The 20,355-nt window shown below is 72.3% G+C and carries 17 protein-coding genes; 7 read left to right on the forward strand and 10 right to left on the reverse strand.

The window, feature by feature from the left end:
* The first annotated feature begins 44 nt into the window (after positions 1-44).
* From ACZ4XD_RS07950 to ACZ4XD_RS07965, 4 genes are all read left to right on the forward strand, one after another.
* Positions 45-791, forward strand: coding sequence for a MerR family transcriptional regulator (locus ACZ4XD_RS07950; RefSeq protein WP_468039288.1), 747 nt, complete (start codon positions 45-47; stop codon positions 789-791).
* Between the two features lie 183 nt (positions 792-974).
* The gene (locus ACZ4XD_RS07955; RefSeq protein WP_468039290.1) at positions 975-2,570 is read left to right on the forward strand and encodes a zinc ribbon domain-containing protein; all 1,596 of its coding nucleotides are present in this window, start codon (positions 975-977) and stop codon (positions 2,568-2,570) included.
* Positions 2,571-2,597: 27 nt separating this feature from the next.
* Positions 2,598-2,969: a hypothetical protein gene (locus tag ACZ4XD_RS07960; protein WP_468039292.1), complete on the forward strand. Its 372-nt coding sequence runs from the start codon at positions 2,598-2,600 to the stop codon at positions 2,967-2,969.
* Between the two features lie 57 nt (positions 2,970-3,026).
* The gene (locus ACZ4XD_RS07965) at positions 3,027-3,728 is read left to right on the forward strand and encodes a zinc ribbon domain-containing protein (RefSeq protein ID WP_468039294.1); all 702 of its coding nucleotides are present in this window, start codon (positions 3,027-3,029) and stop codon (positions 3,726-3,728) included.
* 83 nt (positions 3,729-3,811) lie between these two features.
* On the opposite strand, the gene ACZ4XD_RS07970 is transcribed toward ACZ4XD_RS07965, so the two are convergent.
* The 3 genes from ACZ4XD_RS07970 to ACZ4XD_RS07980 all read right to left on the reverse strand — a co-directional run bounded on the left by ACZ4XD_RS07970 (position 3,812) and on the right by ACZ4XD_RS07980 (position 7,398).
* Positions 3,812-5,755, reverse strand: a complete 1,944-nt coding sequence (locus ACZ4XD_RS07970; protein ID WP_468039296.1) for a YhgE/Pip family protein — start codon at positions 5,753-5,755, stop codon at positions 3,812-3,814.
* Positions 5,752-6,363, reverse strand: coding sequence for an ATP-binding cassette domain-containing protein (locus tag ACZ4XD_RS07975; protein WP_468039298.1), 612 nt, complete (start codon positions 6,361-6,363; stop codon positions 5,752-5,754). Before ACZ4XD_RS07975 ends, ACZ4XD_RS07970 begins: the two co-directional genes overlap by 4 nt.
* A 297-nt stretch (positions 6,364-6,660) precedes the next feature.
* Positions 6,661-7,398 (reverse strand): flavodoxin family protein, encoded by a 738-nt coding sequence (locus tag ACZ4XD_RS07980; protein ID WP_468039300.1) that lies wholly within the window; start codon positions 7,396-7,398, stop codon positions 6,661-6,663.
* A 270-nt stretch (positions 7,399-7,668) separates the two neighbouring features.
* Here ACZ4XD_RS07980 and ACZ4XD_RS07985 point away from each other — a divergent pair, with 270 nt between their 5' ends.
* Positions 7,669-7,797, forward strand: a complete 129-nt coding sequence (locus ACZ4XD_RS07985; protein ID WP_468039302.1) for a hypothetical protein — start codon at positions 7,669-7,671, stop codon at positions 7,795-7,797.
* Positions 7,798-7,875: 78 nt separating this feature from the next.
* A complete protein-coding gene (locus ACZ4XD_RS07990) occupies positions 7,876-8,334 on the forward strand; it encodes a hypothetical protein (RefSeq protein WP_468039304.1) in 459 nt (152 codons plus the stop codon).
* A gap of 71 nt (positions 8,335-8,405) precedes the next feature.
* On the opposite strand, the gene ACZ4XD_RS07995 is transcribed toward ACZ4XD_RS07990, so the two are convergent.
* The 5 genes from ACZ4XD_RS07995 to ACZ4XD_RS08015 all read right to left on the reverse strand — a co-directional run bounded on the left by ACZ4XD_RS07995 (position 8,406) and on the right by ACZ4XD_RS08015 (position 15,688).
* Positions 8,406-9,461, reverse strand: coding sequence for a zinc-binding dehydrogenase (locus ACZ4XD_RS07995; RefSeq protein ID WP_468039306.1), 1,056 nt, complete (start codon positions 9,459-9,461; stop codon positions 8,406-8,408).
* A gap of 157 nt (positions 9,462-9,618) precedes the next feature.
* A complete protein-coding gene (locus ACZ4XD_RS08000) occupies positions 9,619-12,240 on the reverse strand; it encodes an FtsX-like permease family protein (RefSeq protein ID WP_468039308.1) in 2,622 nt (873 codons plus the stop codon).
* Between the two features lie 63 nt (positions 12,241-12,303).
* A complete protein-coding gene (locus ACZ4XD_RS08005; protein WP_468039310.1) occupies positions 12,304-13,083 on the reverse strand; it encodes an ABC transporter ATP-binding protein in 780 nt (259 codons plus the stop codon).
* 225 nt (positions 13,084-13,308) lie between these two features.
* Entirely contained in the window at positions 13,309-13,995 is a 687-nt protein-coding gene (locus ACZ4XD_RS08010; RefSeq protein ID WP_468039312.1) for a response regulator, read from the reverse strand.
* The gene (locus ACZ4XD_RS08015) at positions 13,988-15,688 is read right to left on the reverse strand and encodes a sensor histidine kinase (protein ID WP_468039314.1); all 1,701 of its coding nucleotides are present in this window, start codon (positions 15,686-15,688) and stop codon (positions 13,988-13,990) included. The genes ACZ4XD_RS08010 and ACZ4XD_RS08015 overlap by 8 nt, the downstream gene beginning before the upstream one ends.
* A gap of 279 nt (positions 15,689-15,967) precedes the next feature.
* Between ACZ4XD_RS08015 and ACZ4XD_RS08020 the strand changes: the two genes are divergently transcribed.
* Positions 15,968-18,478 carry a SpoIIE family protein phosphatase gene (locus tag ACZ4XD_RS08020; protein WP_468039316.1) on the forward strand — a complete coding sequence of 837 codons (2,511 nt, stop codon included), beginning with the start codon at positions 15,968-15,970 and terminating at the stop codon, positions 18,476-18,478.
* Here ACZ4XD_RS08020 and ACZ4XD_RS08025 read toward each other — a convergent pair.
* The gene (locus tag ACZ4XD_RS08025) at positions 18,475-19,377 is read right to left on the reverse strand and encodes a serine hydrolase (RefSeq protein ID WP_468039318.1); all 903 of its coding nucleotides are present in this window, start codon (positions 19,375-19,377) and stop codon (positions 18,475-18,477) included. The two genes, ACZ4XD_RS08020 and ACZ4XD_RS08025, sit on opposite strands and share 4 nt — an antisense overlap.
* Positions 19,374-20,276, reverse strand: coding sequence for a LysR family transcriptional regulator (locus tag ACZ4XD_RS08030; protein ID WP_468039320.1), 903 nt, complete (start codon positions 20,274-20,276; stop codon positions 19,374-19,376). Before ACZ4XD_RS08030 ends, ACZ4XD_RS08025 begins: the two co-directional genes overlap by 4 nt.
* Positions 20,277-20,355: the final 79 nt, after the last annotated feature.

A 20,355-nucleotide genomic window follows, 5' to 3' on the forward strand; every position in this document is an offset into this window, starting at 1 on the left:
CTTAGACTCGGCCCGCCAGGGTTCCCGAAGACCGGAGGTGAACGGTGCTCACGATCGGCCAGCTCGCGGCGACCGCCGGCGTGACCGTGCGCGCCGTTCGTCACTACCACCACGTCGGCCTGCTGCCGGAACCCGAACGCGATCGCTCCGGCTACCGCCGCTACAGCGCGCAAGCGGCGGTGGATCTCATCCGGATCAAGACCCTCGCCGATGCCGGGGTGCCGCTGGCCCGTATCGACGCGCTGCTGCACGCACAGCCGGCTGAATTCGCCGCGGCCGTCGACGACATCGACGCGGAATTGCAGCGCAAGATCGACCAACTCACCGAGCACCGCCGCCGGATCACCGAATTGGCCGGCGGCGAAGGGCTCGTCCTGCCTGCCGGGGTGGTCGCCAACCTGAACCGGATGCGCGGTCTCGGGGTCAGCGAACGGACCGTACGGCTCGAACGGGATGTGTGGATCCTGCTCCAGGCACTGGACCCGGAGTCCATGCCGCAGGCGATCAAGGACAAGGCCGCCAGCTTCGACGACCCCCAGACGACCCGCCTGTATCTCGCCTGCGATCAGTCACTCGACTGGGATCCGCACGATCCCCGCGTGGACCAGCTCATCGATGAACTGGACAACTGGGAGATCGACCACGCACGGGACAGCAGCGAGCAAGGGAACATGGCGCTGGCATTCTCCCGGGTCGTCGAGGCATCCCCGGCGTGGCAACGGATCCTCGATGTGCTCGCCCACCGCGCCAAGCAGCGCCGGACCGCCGGACAGGCCGGGTCCGAACCCTAGGCACCGGCCCGGCTCCCCCTCCGGCACCGTCCCCACGGACCGGGGCGGGCGCACCTGTGCGGCCGCCGCGCCCGTTCCGGATCTGTAACGGTCCTGCCTCAAAGAGTGACTCCGACATTTTCTCAGATTCCTCTTGTGGTGCACTCGTGGGACGTGAGCCGGGCTCATGTGTGGGGGGAAGCAATGACGCATACGACGACATGCCCCGGGTGTGGCCGGGGCACCGCTCCGGGAGCCGCGTTCTGCAGCACCTGCGGTGCGGCCCTGGAGGCCGGCGAGGCGACCGTGACGCTGCCGCAGCAGCCTGCCGGTGCTCCGCCGCCCGCCGCGGCCACGGTGCCGCTCGCGGAGCGGCCCGCCGACCGCCGCGCCACCGTCCCGCGGTGGGGCAGCGGCCGGGACCTGACCAGATATCTGTGTGCGGCCGCCTACCTGGACCGCGCCTACGCCGGATCGCTCATCAAACAGGTCGCCGCCGAACCCCGTCTCGGGGTGGCGCCGGCCCCGGCGTGCGACATTCCCGTGGTGCTGCGGCACGCCTATCTGGCCAACGCACGCCGGCACAGCCGGGATCTCGTGCTCGCCGTCCTGTTCCTGCTGGCCTTCTTCTTCGCGTTCGTGGCCGCCGAAGCCTGGATCACCCTGCTGGTGCTCTTCCTGTCCTGGGTGACGGTGCTCTCCTTCGAGCTCTCCACGAAGTACGGACGCCATCTCCAGAGCCTTCGCCCGGACCGTTTCGACCCGGCGGCCGCGCCGCCGCCGCTCAACAACGACATCGCGATGCGCCTGCGCCAGATCGGCGATTACGCCGACGGAAACGTCACCACATACAGCGGCTATTCGCCGTTCATCGGCTACGGGACCGAACTCGATTCATGGTCCCTGACATTCGACGTCACCACATCGAGCCGGCCGGAGGGCGAGCCGGAGGAATTCGATGTGACGGAGCTCTATGCACATATCGCCGAGCGGGTCGGCACCCTGGCGCTGCCCTGCCTGGAGATCGAGGAGCGGCTCTTCGCCGAGGGTTCGACCCTGCTGGGAGACGCCCGCTTTCTGCCGGATCCTCTCGGCCGGCCGGTGTCCCGGATTCCGTTCGACCAGATGGACGCACTGAAGCGGACGCCCGAGGAAGGTGCCCGTCCCTATCTGGCGGTGCACTCCACCGGCTGGGGCGGCGAGTTGGTCACCTCGCTCTTTCTGCGCTTTGTGCGGTCGGACTCCAATCTCTTCGTGGAAGCCGTGCCGACGGTGCTGTTCCCGCTGCTGGACCGCTACCGGATCATCGACACCCTCATGCCCCGGCCGTCCGTCGGCGAACTCGCCAAGCTGGTCTCGGAGACCGCGGTCAGCACCTTCTTCATTCTGCTGGCCTCCCCCGCACGCGCGATCGCGGGATTCGCCCCCGACTCCTGGATGTCCCGGCGGCTGCGCCGTCAGCACAAGCTGATCACCAGGCTGCGCCGATTCGACTACGGGGCACGGCAGAGCGTCCGCCGGGAAGCCGCGGCCACCCATCACCAGCGGCATTTCCAGAAGGCCGACAGCGGGATGGTCCTGAAGACGGTGGAAAAGCGGGTCCTGGACGCACTCGTCGAATTCGCCGAAGCGCGTGGTATCGACGCGGGAGAGCTGATCCAGCGTCAGCAGACGATCATCAACAACGGCATCATCGCGTCCCACGGATCGCGGGTGGATTCCAGCGCGGTCGCCTCCGGCGACCGGTCCCGGACCGCGATGAACATCATCCACAAGATCCCGCTGCTCAAGCTGGACTGAAAAGCCAGGAAGAAATGAGGAGTACACATGCGCAGGAACGACGGGATCATCGCCACCGGCGGCTCGAATGTCGTCGGCAACGCCGTGGCCAGCGGCAAGAACGCCAAGGCGGAGGTCCGGGACAGCGGGCTGACCCAGTACGGCGACGGGCCGCGGTCGCAGCCCCAGGACCTCGACACCCTGCTCACCCGGCTGATCGACGAGCTCGGCCGGTCCGCGCACCCGGAACGGGACGACCTGATCGAGGCCGCCGAGGACGCCCGCGAGGAGGCCACGTCGGAGGCACCGCGCAAGGGCAAGCTGAAGGTCTTCGCCAGGGCGCTGGTGGGCGCCGTGCCGGGTTTCACCGCCCTGGCCACGCTGGCGGTGGCGATCGAAGAGGCGATCCACGGGCTGTAGCCGGTCCGGCGCGACGGCCGGATCCGGGAACACCAGGGACAACGGGGGGAGATGACCATGCCGTCCTGCACGCACTGCGGCGCGCTCCATGAGGATGCCGCCGCGACGTTCTGTCCGCGCTGCGGTACGCCACGCGAGTCCGCGGCGTCCGCCGGCACCCACCGGCTCGTCGGAGGCACCGGGCACGGCTACGTCCGCGTGGGGCCCACCATCCTCCCGCAGTGGCTGCTGTGGGTGCTCGCGGCCCTGATCGTGGCGGGCGGCGCGACTGCCGTCGTGCTCTCCTCGTCCGACGGCTCCTCGGACGAGGACACGGTCGGCGCCCTCTCCTCGACCAGCCCCACCCCGGGCCCGGCCCTCGGTTCCCCGCCTCCGACCGACAGCTATTCCACGCCGCCGACCTACACCGAGACCCTGCCGCCGACCGACTCCCCCTCCCCCACCCCGTCGGACCTCTCACCGTCCCCCGACAACGCGAGCGCGGTCGTGGAGGAGTACTACCGGGACATCAACGCCGGCGACTTCTCCGCGGCCTGGGACCTCGGCGGCAAGAACATCGGGGGCTCCTCGTACTCGGAGTGGAAGTCGGGCTTCGGCACCACGGTGCACATCGAACTCAGCGCGGTGAACGACGGCAGCTCCGGCCAGGTCGGCGCCGTCCTCCGCGCGACCCAGACCGACGGCTCGGTACGGGTGTACCAAGGCACCTACACGGTGTCCGACGGCGAGATCGTCAGCGCCGACATCTCCCAGAGGTGACCACCCGCGGCCCGCCCTTCCCTGCCTCCCGATGTACGGAGAGACGGGGAGGGGCGGGCCGGAGCGCCGCGCGGCCAGGGCCCTCACAGGGCGACATCGGGATGAAGACGCCCGACGGTCCACACCCGTTGGCGCCGTACGGCGAGGGCCGTCAGGGCGAGAGAGCCGGCGGTGAAGCCGAAGAGGACGACGAAGTCCCGTACGAGGTGCGCGGTGAGCCCGCCCGACACGGTGACCCGCAGTCCGTCGACGAGGTACGTCATCGGGAGCAGCGGGTTCAGCAGCTGGAAGAACGCCGGCTCGGTGGGCAGCGGATAGAGCCCGCCGGAGGCCGTGAGCTGAAGGATGAGCAGGACCAGTGACAGGACGTCGCCCGGCACCCCGAACAGGGTGCGCAGACAGTGGTCGACGGCGACGAACGCCGCTGCCGCGGTGACCAGGAGCGCGACCATCCAGAAGCGGTGGACCGGACTGAGCCCGAGGGCGAGATCGACGACGCCGTAGAGCACCAGGGCGCCCACCGCGCCGAGCAACGCGGCCGGGAGCCAGCCCGCGACGGCGGTGGTGAACGCGCCGACCCGCCCGACGAGCGCCCGGGTGTTGAGCGGCCGCAGCAGCAGATAGGCGAAGAGGCCGAACACCCACAGGGCGATCCCGAAGAAGAACGGCGCGAGACCGCGTCCGTAGACACCGGCCGGATGCAGATTGCCCCGGTCGATGTGGACCGGCGTGCCCAGCACCTCGGCGGCGTGCGCGACCTGGTCGGGGCTGGTCCGGGGGATCTTGTGCAGCCCGTCGTCGACGGTGCGGGAGACATCCGCGGCACCGTCGTGGGCCTGGTCGGCGGCTGCCCGCAGCGCTCCCGAGCCCTTCTCCAGGGTGCCCAGCCCCGCCACGAGACCCTGCGCCCCGTCGGCGGCGCGATGGGAGCCGGTGTCGACGAGGCGGACCGGGGTGTGCAGGGCCAGCACCTCGCGCTGGAGCGAACCGATGCCGCTCTGGAGGCGTTCGGCGGCACGCAGCGAGCGCCGGGCGTTGTTCTCCGCGGCGGCGGCCCGGCCGTCGAGGGAGGTGGCGGTCGCGTCCAGGTCATGTGCGTGCCGCAGGGCCGTTCGGTATACGGGGTCGCTGCGCAACGCGGGGTGGGAGTCGGCGAGTTCGTCGAGGTCCGCCACGGCACGCGCGGTGCCCTTACGGGTGGCGCCGGTCGCGGTGTGCACCGCGTCCAGGCCGTCGGTGGTCAGCCGGGCGGTGGTCACCAGGGCGGCGGCCGCTCCGGGCAGGCGGTCGGCGGCGGCCCGGTCGAGGCGGCCGGTGAGACCGTCGATCTGCCCCGCGGCACGGGCGATCTGACGCGCCCCGGCGGAAACCCCGTCGGCACCGTCGCGCAGCGTGGAGGTCGCCGACGCGACCGTGGAAGTGCCCTGCTGGGCCACGCGGGTGGCGCCCACCAGCCGGTGCGCGCCATCGGCCGCGGTGGACAGTTTGTCGCGCACGTCCGACAGCTCGCCGTAGACGCTGCGTACATAGGCGGCATGGGTGGCGGAGTTGACCTGCTCCTGGAGCTTGTTCTGCACCACCTCGGTCATGATGCCGGCGATGTAGTTGTTGGCGTCGTTGAGTTCGATCCGGATGCCGGCCTGCTGCGGGCGGGCGTCGGCGCCGGTGGCGAGCTTGCTGCTGAAGTCGGACGGGACGGTGATGGTGAAGAAGTAGCGGCCGTGCTCCAGCCCGTCCCGCGCCTCGTCCGCACCGACGAACCGCCAGTCGAAGGTGCCGGACGCCTTGAGCTGCCGCACCAGCTGGTCACCTGCGTCCACCCGGCGGCCCTGCGGGGCATGCGCCAGCTGGTCCTGGTTGACGACGGCGACCGGCAGCCGGTCGGTCTTGCCGTACGGGTCCCAGTTCGCCCAGAGGTACATGGCGCCGTACAGCAGCGGCACCAGACAGAGCAGTACGGGCACCAACCTGCGCATCGGCCCGCGGAAGCGCCGGAGTTCCAGTATCGCCAGCTTGACGGCCCTCATATGCCGCCGTCCCCTCGGCCCACGGCCGACCCGGCCGGCAGCCGGTCCCGGCTGCGCTGCGGCAATAACAACGTGACCAGGCCGGGGCCGGACGGGGGCGGACACAGACAGCCGGCGAGCACCGTCGGACCCTCGTCCCGGACCCGGTCCAGGGCCTGCCATACCCGCCCCTGCACCTCGGGCGGCAGCCCGTCATCCACATCGTCCACCACCAGCGCGCCCGGCCGCTCGGCGAGCGCCAGCGCGGTCGCCAGCAACACCCCCTCCACCGGCCCCAGTTCCTCGACCAGCGCAGCCTCCCGCGGAGCGATCTCCAGCCGCTCAAAGGCCGCACGGATACCCCGCTCACTCACCCCCGGGCTGGTCAGACACCGTTCGGCCATCACCTCACGCACCCGCAGCCGCCCTTCGAGAGCCACCGCCGGCGCCGCCCGCGCGACGGCGACCACCCGGCGCACCCGCCGTCCCTCGGCCGGCAACTCATCCCCCCCGACCCGAACGGCCCCACCGGACAGCCGCATCCGCCCGGCGAGCGCCAGCAGAAGCGACGTACGCCCGGACCCGGCCGCCCCGTGAGCAGCCAGCAGCCCGCCCGCCGGCACCTCCACATCCACCCCCTCACACACCGGCCCCCGTGCCCCCCGCACGCTCACCCCACGCGCGACCACCTCAACCCCATTCGCAGCCATGCCCCCACGCCTAGCCAGCGCCGCCCAACTCACCCATGCCGGTGGACAGTTGTGACGCTCTTCACGTGGGGGGGCGGGGCTGCGGGGGCGCTGCTCGTGGATGCCGCGGGGGGGCTTCCCTTGAGCTGCGGCGTCGCCCGTGGGTGCGCCGGGTGGAGGGCCGGCCGTGCCGCCGGTCTACCGACGTTCCGGCGGTCTACCGATGCTCCGCCGGGCCTACCGATGTTCCGGGTTCTCGTAATCGTCCCGGCAGCCCGCGTCCCAGGCGGTGCGCTGGTTGCCGTAGGCGGGGATGCCGCCGGCGTCCTTCAGGGTGCGGGCCAGGTGCAGCAGGTTCCAGGTCATGAAGCTGGTGTTGCGGTTGGTGAAGTCGTTCTCCGGGCCGCCCGAGCCGGGGTCGAGGTACGAGGGACCGGGGCCGGCCTCGCCCATCCAGCCGGCGTCGGCCTGCGGGGGGATGGTGTAGCCGAGGTGCTGGAGGCTGTAGAGCACGTTCATGGCGCAGTGCTTGACGCCGTCCTCGTTGCCGGTGATCAGACAGCCGCCGACCCGCCCGTAATAGGCATACTGTCCGGACTCGTTGAGCAGGCTGGAGCAGGCATAGAGGCGCTCGATCACCTGCTTGGTCACGGAGCTGTTGTCCCCCAGCCAGATCGGCCCGGCCAGTACGAGGATGTCGGCCGCCATGACCTGTTCGTAGAGGGCCGGCCAGGCGTCGGTCCGCCAGCCGTGTTCGGTCATGTCCGGCCAGACGCCGGTGGCGATGTCATGGTCGATGGCCCGTACGACATCGACATGGACGCCCTGCCGCTCCATGATGCCCACGCTGCGGTCGATGAGCCCCTGGGTGTTGCTCCGCTCCGGCGACCGCTTGAGGGTGCAGTTGAACACGAGGGCGCGCAGGTCGTCGTAGCGGGCGGGCGGTGCGTCGGTGCGAGGCGGCTGGGCGGTCACGGAGCGCTCCCGGGGTTTCCTGCCACCGTGCCGGTCACGGCGGCGCAGCGCTGCCCATCGTGCTGCTCCCCCACCCCCTCCGCCCGCAGCGGCACGACCCGCCACCGACGACCACCCCGACAGCGGAACGGGCGAGGGGCGGGGCGATCCGGGGGACGGGCGGGAGGGGTGGGGTGTGGTCTCGCGCGGTCATCGGTCCCCCGGGAGGAGGTGGAGTACTGGTGGCACCCCGCCGCCCGCGCCCCCTGAGGTGAGGGAGATGATGGGGTCATGGCAAATACCGCTGGGGCGAAGGCTGTTGTCATCGGGATCGGTGTTCTCGGCGCGGTCGCCGGGCTCGCCGTGCTGTGGGTTTTCGGTCTCTTCGCGAGTTTGGTGTTCGGCTGGCCCTCCCTCTGAGCGTGATACCGGCCCCGGCGGCGGGGGATCATCGCTGTCATCAACATCGACGACGACCGCATGGGGGTGCAGACAAGCATGTCCGTCCAGGATCAGCCGGTGACCTGCTCGTCCTCGTGTCTTTCCCGGGCGCAGCGGGCCGTTGCCGCTGCGCTCCGGCACTACACGGATGTGCCGTTGGCCAAGCCGTATTACGTGCGGGGGTGCGTCCCGGACGGGGACGAGGCGGCGGTGATCGTCGCGCTGTGGGCCGGGCCTGCCGCGCGGGAGAAGCTGAACTTGTTCGTGCTCGTGCGTCTCGTGGCCGGTGGCCTGCCCGTGCCGGCGGCGCAGGTCACCGCGGGGATGGTGCGGCTGGGGCGGGGGACGCATATCTTCGGCTTCGCCGGGCGCCGCCTTGACGGCAAGCCTGTGGTCAACGGCAGCAAGCTGGTCGAGGGACGGCCCGCGCCGTGCCTTTGCGGGGGCGCCGGTGAACCGGAGGGGCCGCGGGGCTTCTACTTCGTGCGGCCGGGAGAGCTGAGGGAGTATCACTGAGGCGGTACGGGAGCTGAGCGGTGGGACGGGCGAGCGGTGGGACGGGTGAGGGGAACGATCCGGCCATCCGCCTAGAAGTGAATCAGCGGCTTGATGATGCCCCCTTCCTTCGAGGCCATCATCCGGAAGGCTTCTTCGATGTCGCCGAAGCTGAATTCGTGGGTGGTCATCGGTGTGGGGTCGACCTTGCCCGTCTCCATCAGGCGGAAGATGCGTCGCAGCCAGCCGCGGCCGCCGCGGTTGAAGCCGCCGTAGACCTGCTTGTCGGACATGCCGTATCCGAAGGGCTCCAGGGGGATTTTCAGTGGCTCTCGTACCTCCCCGTGGTAGCCGACGTTGGAAATGCGCCCTCCTGGCTTGGTGACCCGGAAGGCTGCCTCCCAGGTGTGGGGGGCGCCGAGCGCCTCGATGGCCGCGTCGACTCCCTGGCCGTCCGTCAGCTCCAGGATGCGCTCGACCGGGTCGCACCGTGAGTGGTCGACGATGATGTCGGCGCCGAAGTGGCGGGCCAGTTCCTGACGGGCGGGGACCGACTCGACGGCGATGATCAGGCCGGCGCCGAGCAGGCGGCAGCCGATCGTCGCCGAGAGTCCCACCGCACCCTGCGCGAAGACGGCGACCGTCTCGCCGAGTTGGAGTTCCGCGTGTTCGGCGGCGACGAATCCGGTGGAGAGCATGTCGGTGGCGTACAGCGCCTGGTGGTCGGAGAGCTCGTCGGGGATCGGTGCGAGGTTGGCCTCCGCGTTGTTGACGAGGAAATACTGAGCCAGCGTTCCGTCGCGCTGGTTGGTGAATCTGGCGCCGCCCAGCATCCGTCCCCGGCATTGCGAGGAGAAGCCGCGCTGGCAGGAATCGCACTGGAAGCAGGGCGTGATCCCGGCGGCCGCGACGCGCTGCCCTTCGGTCAGTCCCTCGACGGCCGAGCCGAGCGCATGGACGACACCGACTGCCTCGTGCCCCAGTGTCACGTCCGGAGCGACCGGAATCACCCCCCTCATGACGTGTACGTCGGTGGTGCACACCAGGGCCGCGGTGGTGCGCACGACCACGTCGTTGGGGCCGGGTTCGGGGATCGGCTTTTCGATGACGCCGACCTCGCCTACTTTCCGGAGGACAAAAGCTCTCACGTCGGAGTACCTGTCGTTCGTTGCGGGTGGCTCATACCCATGCCATCGCCCTTCCCGTGGACCGGGCCCGGCGATGGCCACTCGCGGCATCTTCGCCCGTTCGGCCGACACGGCACGCCCGGGGTGCGGTGCGCGGGCCGGGGCCCCGCCCCGGCGCTCAGTGCGGCTGGATCGCGCGCAGCATGTTCAGGCCGGCCGCGCGGCGGGCCGGCCAGATCGCGGCGAGGACGCCGATGGCCAGGGCCAGTGCGAGGAAGAGCGCCAGCCTTCCCCAGGGGAGGACCATTTCGTACTCCTGCATCGAGGAGGTGGTGAGGCCGCCTCCGGCCCAGGCCAGGAAGGTGCCGGTGGCGATGCCGAGCGCGGCTCCGAACAGCGAGATCACGACCGACTCCAGCCGGACCATCCGCCTGACGCCGGAGCGGTCGAGGCCGATGGCGCGCAGCATCCCGAGCTCGCGGGTGCGCTCGAAGACCGACATGGCCAGGGTGTTGACGACGCCGAGCACCGCGATGACGACGGCCATGCCGAGGAGCCCGTACATCATGTTGAGGACCGTGGTGACGGGGCCGTTGTTCTCCTGGATGAGCTGCTCCTGGCTGCGGACCTTCAGCAGGGGGTTGTCGCCGAGTGCGGCGCGGATGGTGCGTTCGAGGCCGGCGGCCCGGCCGGGTTCGGCCTTGACCAGCACGCTTTCCAGCTCCTGGGAGTCCGCGTACGGGAGCACATCGGTCAGGGTGCCCAGTGCGTCGTCGACGGCGCGGGTCTTGGCGTAGACGGCAACGACCGCCAGTGTCTTCCGCTGCGTCGCGCCGCTCGCCGCGCCGGAGCCCAGCTGGGCGTCGAGGGGGTCGCCCACGCCGAGGCCGGTCCGCCGGGCGAACGCGTCGGAGACGGCGATCCTTCCGTTGCCGAGGTCACGCAGCGAACCGGCCCGGACGTCGAGCCGCGCGGTCTTGCCGAACGCCTTCGGGTCGGTGCCGGTCAGCACGGCGTACGTGCCCTGGGTGTCGAGCCCCGCCGAGGTGACGGGGGCGGCCGCGGCGACTCCGGGTACCCGGGCGACCTTGGCGGCGGTGTCCGGGGCGAGACCGCGTGCGGTGCTGTTGGTGACCTTGTAGTCGGCGGTCAGGCCCTGGGTGGCCTCCTTGGCCATGGCGCGCTGGGCGGAGTGGCCGCCGACGGTCAGTCCGGTGATCAGGGCGAGCCCGATCATCAGGGCCGAGGCGGTGGCGGCCGTACGGCGCGGGTTGCGCAGCGCGTTCTCCTTGGCGAGCTTGCCGCTGACGCCGCAGAGGCGGGTGGTGACCTTGCCGGCCAGGGTGATCAGCGGCCGGGAGAGCAGTGGGGCCAGCACGATCACGCCGCCGAGGGTGAGGGCGGAGCCGAGCATGGCGAGCATCAGGTGTGATTCCTTGCTCGTCCGGAGCGTGGAGACGTACAGCATCACCAGCGTCCCGGCCCCGGTGAGCAGGGTGCCGAGCACATTGCGGATCCGCAGGGCGCGGGCGGGCGGCGCCTGGTCGACGCTGCTGAGCGCCGTCACGGGGGCGATCTTCGCGGCCTTGCGGGACGGCAGCCAGGCGGCCAGCACGGTGACGGCGACACCGACCGCGAGCGAGGCGAGCGGGGCCGCGGGCGTGATGACCAGCGGTCCGTCGGGCAGTCCGGCACCCGTGGTGTTGAGCAGCGGCCGCAGGGCGGTGGCGATGCCGAGGCCGAGTGCGAATCCGGCGGCGGAGGCCACCAGGCCGAGGAGCGCGGCCTCGATGAGGACGGCGCGTACGACCTGGCGGCGCGAGGCGCCCACGGCCCGCATCAGCGCGAGGTCGCGGCTGCGCTGGGCGATGAGCATGGTGAAGGTGTTGGCGATGAGGAACGCGCCCACGAACAGCGCGATGCCGGCGAAGACCAGCAGCGTCTTGGTGAGGGACCGGGTGTTCCGGGCGATCTCGGCGGACTGTTCTTCGGCCAGGTCGGCGCCGCTGAGGGCCTGGACGCCCTTCGCGGGGAGCAGCGCCCGTACCCGGTCGGTCAGTGCGCGCTCATCGGTGCCGTCCTGGGCCGCGACCGCGAACTCGTCGAACTCGCCCGGGCGGAGGAACAGTTGCTGTGCCGTCCGGGTGTCGAAGAGTGTGAGGGTGCCGCCGGCGGCGATCCGCGGATCGTCGGTGGAGACGACGCCGACCAGCTTCTTGGTCAGGACGGGCCCGTCGAGGGCGAAACGGATGGTGTCACCGATGCGGTAGCCGGCCTTCTCGGCGGTCCTGGCGTCGAGGGCGAGCTCGTTCGCGGCGGCGGGGCCGCGGCCCGCCTTCAGCGGATAGTGGCTGTCCTTGCCGTCCTTGCCCGGCACGTAGTTGGTGGCGAGGTGCGCCCGGGTGCTGTCGGCGCTGACCGGGCGGCCGTCCTTTCCGGCCACGGTGGCCTCGCCGTGGACGGTGGGGCGTACCGAGGCGACGCCCGGCAGTCGGCCGATCTTCCGGGCCAGCGCGGTGTCGAGGGCGGTGGTTCGCTCGGGGGCCCCGTTGCCTGCCGGGTCGGGGGCCGGGGCTTCCTCGCCGCCGGCCGTCTCGGCGGCGGTGGTGGGCGCCGCCGCCCGTACGGAGACGGCCACGCCCTGGAGGCCGGCCAGGGAGGCGCTGCGGTAGGCGTGGGCGACGGTGTCGCCGAAGACGAGGGTGCCGGAGACGAACGCGACACCGAGCAGGACCGCGAGCGCGGTCATGAACAAGCGGGCTTTGTGCGCAAGGACGTTGCGCAGGGCGGTACGCAGCATGGTCGGTTCCAGAGGAGTGCGAGGGGGGCGGAGGCGGAATACGGGCGCTGAGGGGCGGACGCGTCAGGTCTGCCGGCCCTGGGCGTCGAAGTGCCGCATCCGGTCGAGGACGGCCTCGGGGGTGGGGGCGGGCAGATCGTCGGTGAGCCGCCCGTCGGCGAGGAAGACCACCCGGTCCGCATAGGAGGCGGCCACCGGGTCGTGCGTGACCATCACGACCGTCTGTCCCAGCTCGCGTACCGAATCCCGCAGGAAGCCCAGGAGCTCCGCGCCGGACCGGGAGTCGAGGTTGCCGGTCGGCTCGTCCGCGAAGATGATCTCGGGTCGCCCGGCCAGCGCGCGGGCCACCGCGACGCGTTGCTGCTGGCCGCCGGAGAGCTGCGAGGGGCGGTGCCGCAGCCGCCCGGACAGGCCGAGGGTCCCCACGATCAGCTCCAGCCACTCCTGGTCGGGCCGGCGGCCGGCGATATCCATCGGCAGCGTGATGTTCTCAAGGGCGTTGAGCGTGGGCAGCAGGTTGAACGACTGGAAGACGAAGCCGACCTTCTCCCTGCGGAGTACGGTGAGCTGACGGTCGCTCAGGCGGGACAGTTCGGTGTCGGCGATCCGGGCCGAGCCCCCGGAGAAGGAGTCGAGCCCTGCCATGCAGTGCATCAGGGTCGACTTTCCCGAGCCGGAGGGCCCCATGATCGCGGTGAACCGGCCGCGCCCGAACTCCACGGACACCGAGTCGAGGGCCACGACGCGGGTTTCGCCCGTGCCGTAGACCTTGGTCAGCTCGGTCGCGCGGGCGGCGACGGCGGTCGCCTGAGGGCCGGTGGCCGGGGGTGCGGGCTGTGACATGGGGGCTCCTGGGAGGGGTGCGGGACTCCCGACCATCGTGGCCGCGACACACCCCCGGATCCGTCGCCCTCAGGTCGGGAATGCGCCGCCTGTCCAAGGGCGGAGCCACCGCGGCTCCCTCGCCCGCACGGACCACGGCCCCTCTCCCCTAAGGGAGAGCCGGCGGGGCTCCTAAGGGAGAGCCGGAGGGGCCCAGCGGGCCGTACGGGAGCCCGAGCCCGGGCCTCAGCCCATGAGTCCGGCCTGGTGCGCCAGCAGCGCCGCCTGCACCCGGCTGCCGCACCCCGTCTTCCCCAGGATCGAGCCGACGTGGGTCTTGACCGTCCCCACCCCGATGCCGAGCCGGCCGCCGATCTCCAGGTTCGACAGCCCCTCGCCCAGCATCACCAGCACCTCCCGCTCCCGGTCCGTCAGTCCGGCCACTCTGCGGTCCGGGACGCGGGGCCCGCCGCCGCTGAGCATCCGCCGGACGACGGTCCCGGTGACACCGGGCGAGAGCACCGCATCCCCCGCGGCCGCCGCCCGTACCGCGCGGATCAGCTCCTGCGGTCCCTCGTCCTTGAGCAGGAAGCCGGTGGCGCCCGCCCGCAGGGCCCGCAGGACGTTCTCCTCGTCGCCGAAGGTGGTGAGCATGACCACCTGCGGCGCGGGGTTGAGGGCGGTGAGCGGTTCGACGGCGGCGAGCCCGTCGAGTACGGGCATGCGGACGTCCAGGAGCACCACATCGGGCCGGTCCTCGGCGGCGCGCCGGACGGCCTCGGCGCCGTTGGCCGCCTCCGCCACCACCTCGATGCCCTCGGCGTGCCGGAGGATCAGCCGGACGCCGTGCCGGACCATCTCCTCGTCGTCGGCGAGCAGCACCCGGATCGCGGAACCCGGCCCGGAGAGCGCGGAGTTGGGCTGGTCAGTCATGCGTCCTGCTCCCATGCGGTTCGGTCACCATCGGAACGGTAAAGCGGTCGATCGCGATCAAGGTGTCGGACCGGAAGCAGTAGCGGACGATCGGCAGCCGGCCGCCCTCGGGACGCTCGCTCGCGTACGGATACAGGCATTCGGTGGCGGCTCGCGGACGCGGCGGTTCCTGCCCCGCGGCGGCCGCGCGCGAGGCCTCGTCGTCCGCCGGCACGGCCTGCTTCACCTGCTCCTTCGTCATCCCCAACCGGGGCCGTTCGGGGCGCTCGTACGCGAGGTCATACCGTGACCGGTCCACCAGCAGGACCCCGAACAGCAGCATCACGCCCACCCCGGTCAGGCCCAGCAGCCCGATGACGGCGCCGGCGGCACGCCGCTGGAGGACGGAGAGCCGGCCGGCGGGCTCGTCGGCCGCGACCGGGCCACCGGCCTCCGGTCGGGTGTCCGTCGTCTCGGCGCCGGGCCCGGGGTCGGCGGGGAGGTCGGCCGCGACCGCGAAGCCGCCACCGGGTGTGCGCGCGGCCTCCAGTTCTCCGCCGAGCAGCGCCACCCGTTCCCGCAGTCCGGCCAGCCCGCGCCCGGAGCCGAGCCCCGTCGTGGCGGCGGGCCGGGTGGGCGGAACGCCGTTGCGTACCCGCACGACCACCCGCTCGCCGGTGTGGCGGACGGCGACGGTCACATGCGCCCCGGCCGCGTACCGGTGCACATTGGTGAGCGACTCGCGCACCACGCGGTGCACCGCCCGCCGCACCCGGGCCGGCCGGGCGTCCAGATCCGGCCCCTCCCAGCACAGCTCGACGGGGATGCCGCCCCCGCGTGACTCCTCGGCCAGCGCCTCGATGTCCGCGCGGGTGCCTGTCGCGTCGGTCAGCGCGCCGGTGCCGGTGTCGCTCTCCAGCGGGCCGAGGACCCCCAGCGCCTCCCGCAGTTCCTGCATCGCGTCCCGGGTGGCGCGGCGCACCACCGCGGCCTCGTCCCGCAGTTCGGGCGCCGCCTTCTCCAGTGCCATCTCCAGCCCGCCCGCGTGCAGGGAGACCAGGCTCAGCCGGTGCCCGACCAGATCGTGCATCTCCGCGGCGATCCGCGACCGCTCGCGCATACGGGACTCGCTCTCGGCCAGCCGCCGCGCCTCCTCGGCGGCGGCCGCCCGCTCCCGCAGCGCCCGCAGCAGCCGGCCCTGCTGCCCGGCAGCGGTACCGACCAGCCCCGGCACCACGACCGTGGTGACGGCGAGCACCGCACCCAGCGCCAGGCCGAACAGGCTGCTGCCCACCTCCAGCACCGGAGCGCACACCGCGCCGATCAGCATCGTCAGCGCGGCCGCCCCGAGCAGCACCCCGATCCGCTGCCGGGGCGTCCGCAGCTGCCGGGTCGCGGTGTAGGCGGCCACCGCGGTCAGCAGCGCCACCGACGGCACCGCCCCCATCAGCGCCGCCAGCCCGACCACACAGGCCGCCGGAAACCGGCGCCGCATCAGCACCAGCACGACCCCGAGAACCGCCAGGCCCGCCGCCTCGCCCACCAGCCTGGCCTCGACGTCCGACTCCGCCACATGCACGAGCAGCACCAGCACCGCGGCCGTGACCGCCTCGCCCACCGCCCGCCACACCAGCCACCGCCCCTGCTCCCCCGGCCCCGCGAAGAGGCTTCGGGAAACGGGGGGCGCGGTCTCGGCCGGGGCGCTGGAGGACATGACGACGATTATCGAGGGCTCCGCGCCGGGCTTCCCTGCTTCTTGAGGGTGAGCCGCCTCTGCCCAAAGACAGAGGTGGCGGGGCCGCTGCCCAAAGACGGAGGTGCCGGGCCGCCGCCCAAAGGCGGAGGCCCGGGTGAGGCGGCCATGGGTGCGGGCCCGAGCCTGAGCCTGAGCCTGAGGCGTCCCGGCGCGGCAGGAGGGTGCAGCCGGTGACCCCTGCGTCTCGCTGCGTGGCCGCTCTGTGCCGCCGGGCCGACCCATGCGCACACTGGAGGTATGCGCGGGATGACCGTCGGCGAGACGGCGGAGCGCGCGGATCTGCTCGCCGCGGCCGCCGTCGAAGCCGTCGAGGGAACCGGCGCGTACGCGGGCAGCGTCTTTCTCCGCTCCCGCGACCGCCGGTCGATCGTGCTCGCCGCGACATACGGGGTACCGCCCTCCCTGCTGGGTGGCTGGCACCTGATCCCGGTGAGCAGCCCCATCCCGCTCGCCACGGCGTACCGCTCCGGGCGCACCGTCCACCTGGCCAACGCCGAGGAGACCATGCGCCGCTATCCGCAGCTCGCGGTGGCGCTGCCGTACGCCTTCGGTTCCTGCTCCGTGCCGGTGTGCGCGGGCGGCGAAACCTTCGGGGCGCTGGCGATCGTCTGGGCGGCGTCACCCGGCAGCGAAGGGCTGTCCCGGGCCCGGCGCCGCCACGTACGGACCGTCGCCGGCCGGCTCGGGAGCTCCCTCGCCGCGCTCCGCACCCGTACCGGCGATCCGGTGGACTGCGCCCCGGAGACGGTGCCGGTCGAGATCCCGGCGCCCTCCGCCACGGCCGTACGGGTCGGCCTGTTCGGCTGGGATCTCGGCTCCGGCGCCTTCCGCGGGGACGACGAGCTCTGCACGATCTTCGGTCTCGACCCCCGGGCCTTCGACGGTCAGGCCACCTCGCTGGCCGCCTGCCTGCACCCCGGCGATCTCGCCGCGTTCCTGTCCGCGGCCCGGGAGGCGGCCGCCAGGGGCCACCGGATCACCGCGCGGCGCCTGCGCGTACGGGATCGCGGGGGCGGCGGCGAGGGCTACCGCACGGTCGAGCTGTGGGCCCGGGTCCTGGAGACGGGCGAGGCGCCGGCCCGCCGCCAGCTGGTGGGCGCGGTCGTCGACAGCCGGGCCGGCAGCGCGGCCGTCGCCGCGGTCGAACGGCTGCGGGACGGGCTGTTCTCCCTCGCCCCCGACGGGCGGGTCACCTACGCCAACCACACCGCCCTGCGGCAGCTGGACGTGTCCGGCGACGAGCTGCTGGGGCGGGTTCTGTGGGACGCGCTGCCCTGGCTGTCCGATCCCGATGTCGAGTCCCGGCACCGGTCCGCGATGATCTCGCAGGCGCCGGCCTCGTTCCTCGCCTGCCAGGCGCCCGACCGCTGGCTCGCCTTCTCCCTCCATCCGGAAGCGGACGGGGTGACCGGCCGGGTGGTGCCCCTGGGCCATCCCCCGTCGGCCTCGGCGCCGCCCGCCTCCGCGGCCGAGCCGGCCACCGCCGCCACCCCGACGCGGCTGGGCGTCATGCACCACGTCCTCCAGCTCGGCAGCGCGCTGACCGAGGCGGTCACCACCCGCCAGGTCTGCGAAGTCGTCTCCGACCAGCTCCTGCCCGCCTTCGGAGGCCAGCAGCTGGCCATCTATGTGGTCCGCCAGGGAACGATGCACCGCCTCTTCCACACCGGGCGCCACGAAGACTTCCTCGACGGGCTGGAGGGCGCGCCGCTGCACGCCCGGCTGCCCGGAACGGAGGCCCTGACCGCCGGCGCTCCGCTCTTCATCGAATCGCGGCAGGACCTCACCCGGAACTATCCGGGCGCCGCCACCGGCGAGGTGAACTCCTGGGCGTATCTGCCGCTGATCGCCTCCAACCACCCGGTCGGCACCTGCGTCCTGGGCTTCGACAAGAACCACCGGTTCACCGAGAAGGACCGCGGGGTGCTCACCGCCCTCGCCGGGCTGATCGCCCAGGCCCTGGAACGCGCGAAGCTCTACGACTCGGAGTTCGCCATCGCACGCGGCCTCCAGCAGGCGCTGCTGCCGCACCGGCTGCCCGTGATCCCCGGCATCCGCACCGTCGCGCGCTATCTGCCCGGCACCAGCGGCATGGACATCGGCGGCGACTGGTACGACGCCGTCCCCACCGGTCAGGGGGTCTCGCTCATCATCGGCGACGTCCAGGGCCACAGCATCGCCGCCGCGGCCACCATGGCCCAACTCCGCAGCGCGGTACGGGCGTTCACCGCAGTGAGCCATACCCCCGGCGAGGTGATGGCGGGCGTCAACCGCACCCTCATCGACCTCGACCCCGGGCTGCTGGCCAGCTGTTGCTACCTCCACGTGGCCGCCGACACCCACCACGCCCAAGCCGTCACCGCCGGCCACCCCCCGCCGCTGCTCCGCCGCCCCGACGGGACGACCGAGGTCCTCGACCTCGACATCGGCCCCCTCCTCGGAGTGGAGCACACGAGCACCTACCCCACCACCCCGGTCGGCCTCCCGCCGGGATCCGTCCTCGCCCTCTACACGGACGGTCTGGTCGAGGAGCCCGGCGCCGACATCGACGTGGGGATCGACCGCCTCCGCTCCTCCCTGGCACACGCCCGCGCGGACTCCCTGGACGAACTCGCCGACCGGCTGCTGCACAACGCCCGGGGCTCCTCCTACCGGGCCGACGACATCGCCCTGCTGCTCACCGAGTACGGTCCCGGACCACCGCACCGGGACGGCGCCCCGGGGGCATCCCCCACAGGCACGCCCTAAAGCTGCCGGAGGTGGTCGCGGAGGGTGCGCGCGACATGCGCCATGACGGCATCGGCATCGGGCTGGGTGCCGGCCGGGACGAGTGACTCGGTGAGGGCGGCGACGGCGAAGGTCTGGCCGTCGGAGTGCTCGACGACACCGACTTCGTGCCGGAGGTTGAGCAGGGTGCCGGTCTTGGAGGACCAGATGGACGCGTCCGAGCTGAAGTCCGGGGCGATGCGCTGCCGCAGCAGATTGTCCGCCATGAGGCCGCGGACGCGCTCGGCCACCTCCGGGGGGATCGCCGACGGTGTCCACAGCGCCTGGAGGAGTTCGACGTACGAGCGCGCGCTGCCGGAGTTCGCGCGGGTCACATCGAGCTGCGGCACCCGGTGGCCGCGGCCGCTGGTGCCGGCCTCGATGGCGAGCGCGTAGGCGAGATGGGCCTCCGCGGCATCGAAGCGTTCCACGGGGGTCTCGGTCAGCTCGCGCGTGGTGTGCCGGACGGAGACGCCCTGAAGCCCGAACTCCCGCATGATTCCGGCAACTTGAGCGGGCGGGGTGAGGGCGAACAACGCGTCGGCGGCCGTCCCGTCGCTCACGCAGGTGCTGAGGTAGAGCAGATCATCGATCGCGATCCGGACCGGATGACGGAATCGGCTCAGCCCGGTCGGACCGGGCGAGGTGATCCGCCCGGGTTCCACCGTCAGCATCGTCGATCCGTCGAGCTCGCCCCGCCGGATGCGTTCCAGTGTGGCCAGCGCCAGCGGGATCTTCACCAGGGAAGCGGCGGGCAGCTGGGTGTCCGGCTCGATGCCCAGCTCCTGTCCCGTATGCAGGTCCCGGACGAGGAAACAGCCGTGCAGACCGCCGTCGCGCAGCTGCTGACGCATCTCGCGAAGCAGTGCCTCGGTGCTCATGTCACCACCGCGCCCGGCGTCCCGGCGCCCTCGTCGGCGCCGAGGCAGCGGGCGATCTCGTCGCCCAGACGCGCCCGGATATGGTCCGGGTGGCCGGCGACGGCAGTGGCGAGGGCGAACCCCCGGGTGAGGGTGATCTCGCCGAGGGGCCGCCAGTGCAGGGCGAGTTCCCGAGCCTGCGCGGGGGAGCAGAGCAGCACATCGCGCGAGCACAGCACCTCCGCCGCGGCGGCCGTGTGGTCCGCCGCGACGACGAGCTGGGCGGGCCGCAGCCCGACGGCATCGCGCAGTCGCGTCAACGGGTCACGGATGTGCGGCACATCGTCCTCCGGCTGGATCCAGATACGGCGGGGCTCGCCGAGCGCGGCGCGCCCCATGCGCAGCGTCTCGGCATAGAGGCGCTTGCCTCCCGGATCCTGCGCACCGGCGAGCCCGAGCGGCACGGACCAGGTCGCCTCGTCCCGCGGGACGGCGAGCAAGGCGGCGCGCACCTGCTGGGAGTGCAGCAGCTCGGCCCGCTCCGCCGGTGCCGCGGCACGGAGATCGAGGGTGACTCCGTGGCCTCGGGCGTCGGCGATGAGGCGGGCGAGACCGGCGGTGGAGCAGATGTCGGGCACCGCGAGCCGCCACGGCTTGAGCTTGGCGGTCTCCGCCTCGTGTTGCAGCACATCGGCCGCGAGCACCAGCTGTCTGGCGGCCGGCAGCAGGTCCCGGCCGAAGGGCGTGAGCACGGCCCGCCGCGCCGTCCGCTCGAAAAGCCGCTCACCGAAGCGTTCCTCCAGGGCGGCGACACGACGGCTGGCCACCGACTGCGACATCCGCGCGGCGGCCGCTCCGACGGTGAAACTGCCGCGCTCGCTCACGCTGACGAACGCACGACACGCTCCCACCAGATCCACGGCGCCACCCTATGCGATTTCGGCATGGAAACCCTCATGAGCGCATTGGACTGCATAGATGCCGGAACGCGAGGGTGGT

The sequence above is a fragment of the Streptomyces sp. NPDC029466 genome (assembly GCF_055574515.1).

Bases quoted from the DNA above. Each gene is read 5' to 3' on its own strand.
- ACZ4XD_RS08000 (WP_468039308.1), bottom strand. From the start codon at position 12,240: ATGCTGCGTACCGCCCTGCGCAACGTCCTTGCGCACAAAGCCCGCTTG.
- ACZ4XD_RS08015 (WP_468039314.1), bottom strand. From the start codon at position 15,688: ATGTCCTCCAGCGCCCCGGCCGAGACCGCGCCCCCCGTTTCCCGAAGC.
- ACZ4XD_RS08020 (WP_468039316.1), top strand. From the start codon at position 15,968: ATGCGCGGGATGACCGTCGGCGAGACGGCGGAGCGCGCGGATCTGCTC.
- ACZ4XD_RS07960 (WP_468039292.1), top strand. From the start codon at position 2,598: ATGCGCAGGAACGACGGGATCATCGCCACCGGCGGCTCGAATGTCGTC.
- ACZ4XD_RS07955 (WP_468039290.1), top strand. From the start codon at position 975: ATGACGCATACGACGACATGCCCCGGGTGTGGCCGGGGCACCGCTCCG.
- ACZ4XD_RS07970 (WP_468039296.1), bottom strand. From the start codon at position 5,755: ATGAGGGCCGTCAAGCTGGCGATACTGGAACTCCGGCGCTTCCGCGGG.
- ACZ4XD_RS07965 (WP_468039294.1), top strand. From the start codon at position 3,027: ATGCCGTCCTGCACGCACTGCGGCGCGCTCCATGAGGATGCCGCCGCG.
- ACZ4XD_RS07990 (WP_468039304.1), top strand. From the start codon at position 7,876: ATGTCCGTCCAGGATCAGCCGGTGACCTGCTCGTCCTCGTGTCTTTCC.
- ACZ4XD_RS08010 (WP_468039312.1), bottom strand. From the start codon at position 13,995: ATGACTGACCAGCCCAACTCCGCGCTCTCCGGGCCGGGTTCCGCGATC.
- ACZ4XD_RS08005 (WP_468039310.1), bottom strand. From the start codon at position 13,083: ATGTCACAGCCCGCACCCCCGGCCACCGGCCCTCAGGCGACCGCCGTC.
- ACZ4XD_RS08025 (WP_468039318.1), bottom strand. From the start codon at position 19,377: ATGAGCACCGAGGCACTGCTTCGCGAGATGCGTCAGCAGCTGCGCGAC.
- ACZ4XD_RS07985 (WP_468039302.1), top strand. From the start codon at position 7,669: ATGGCAAATACCGCTGGGGCGAAGGCTGTTGTCATCGGGATCGGTGTT.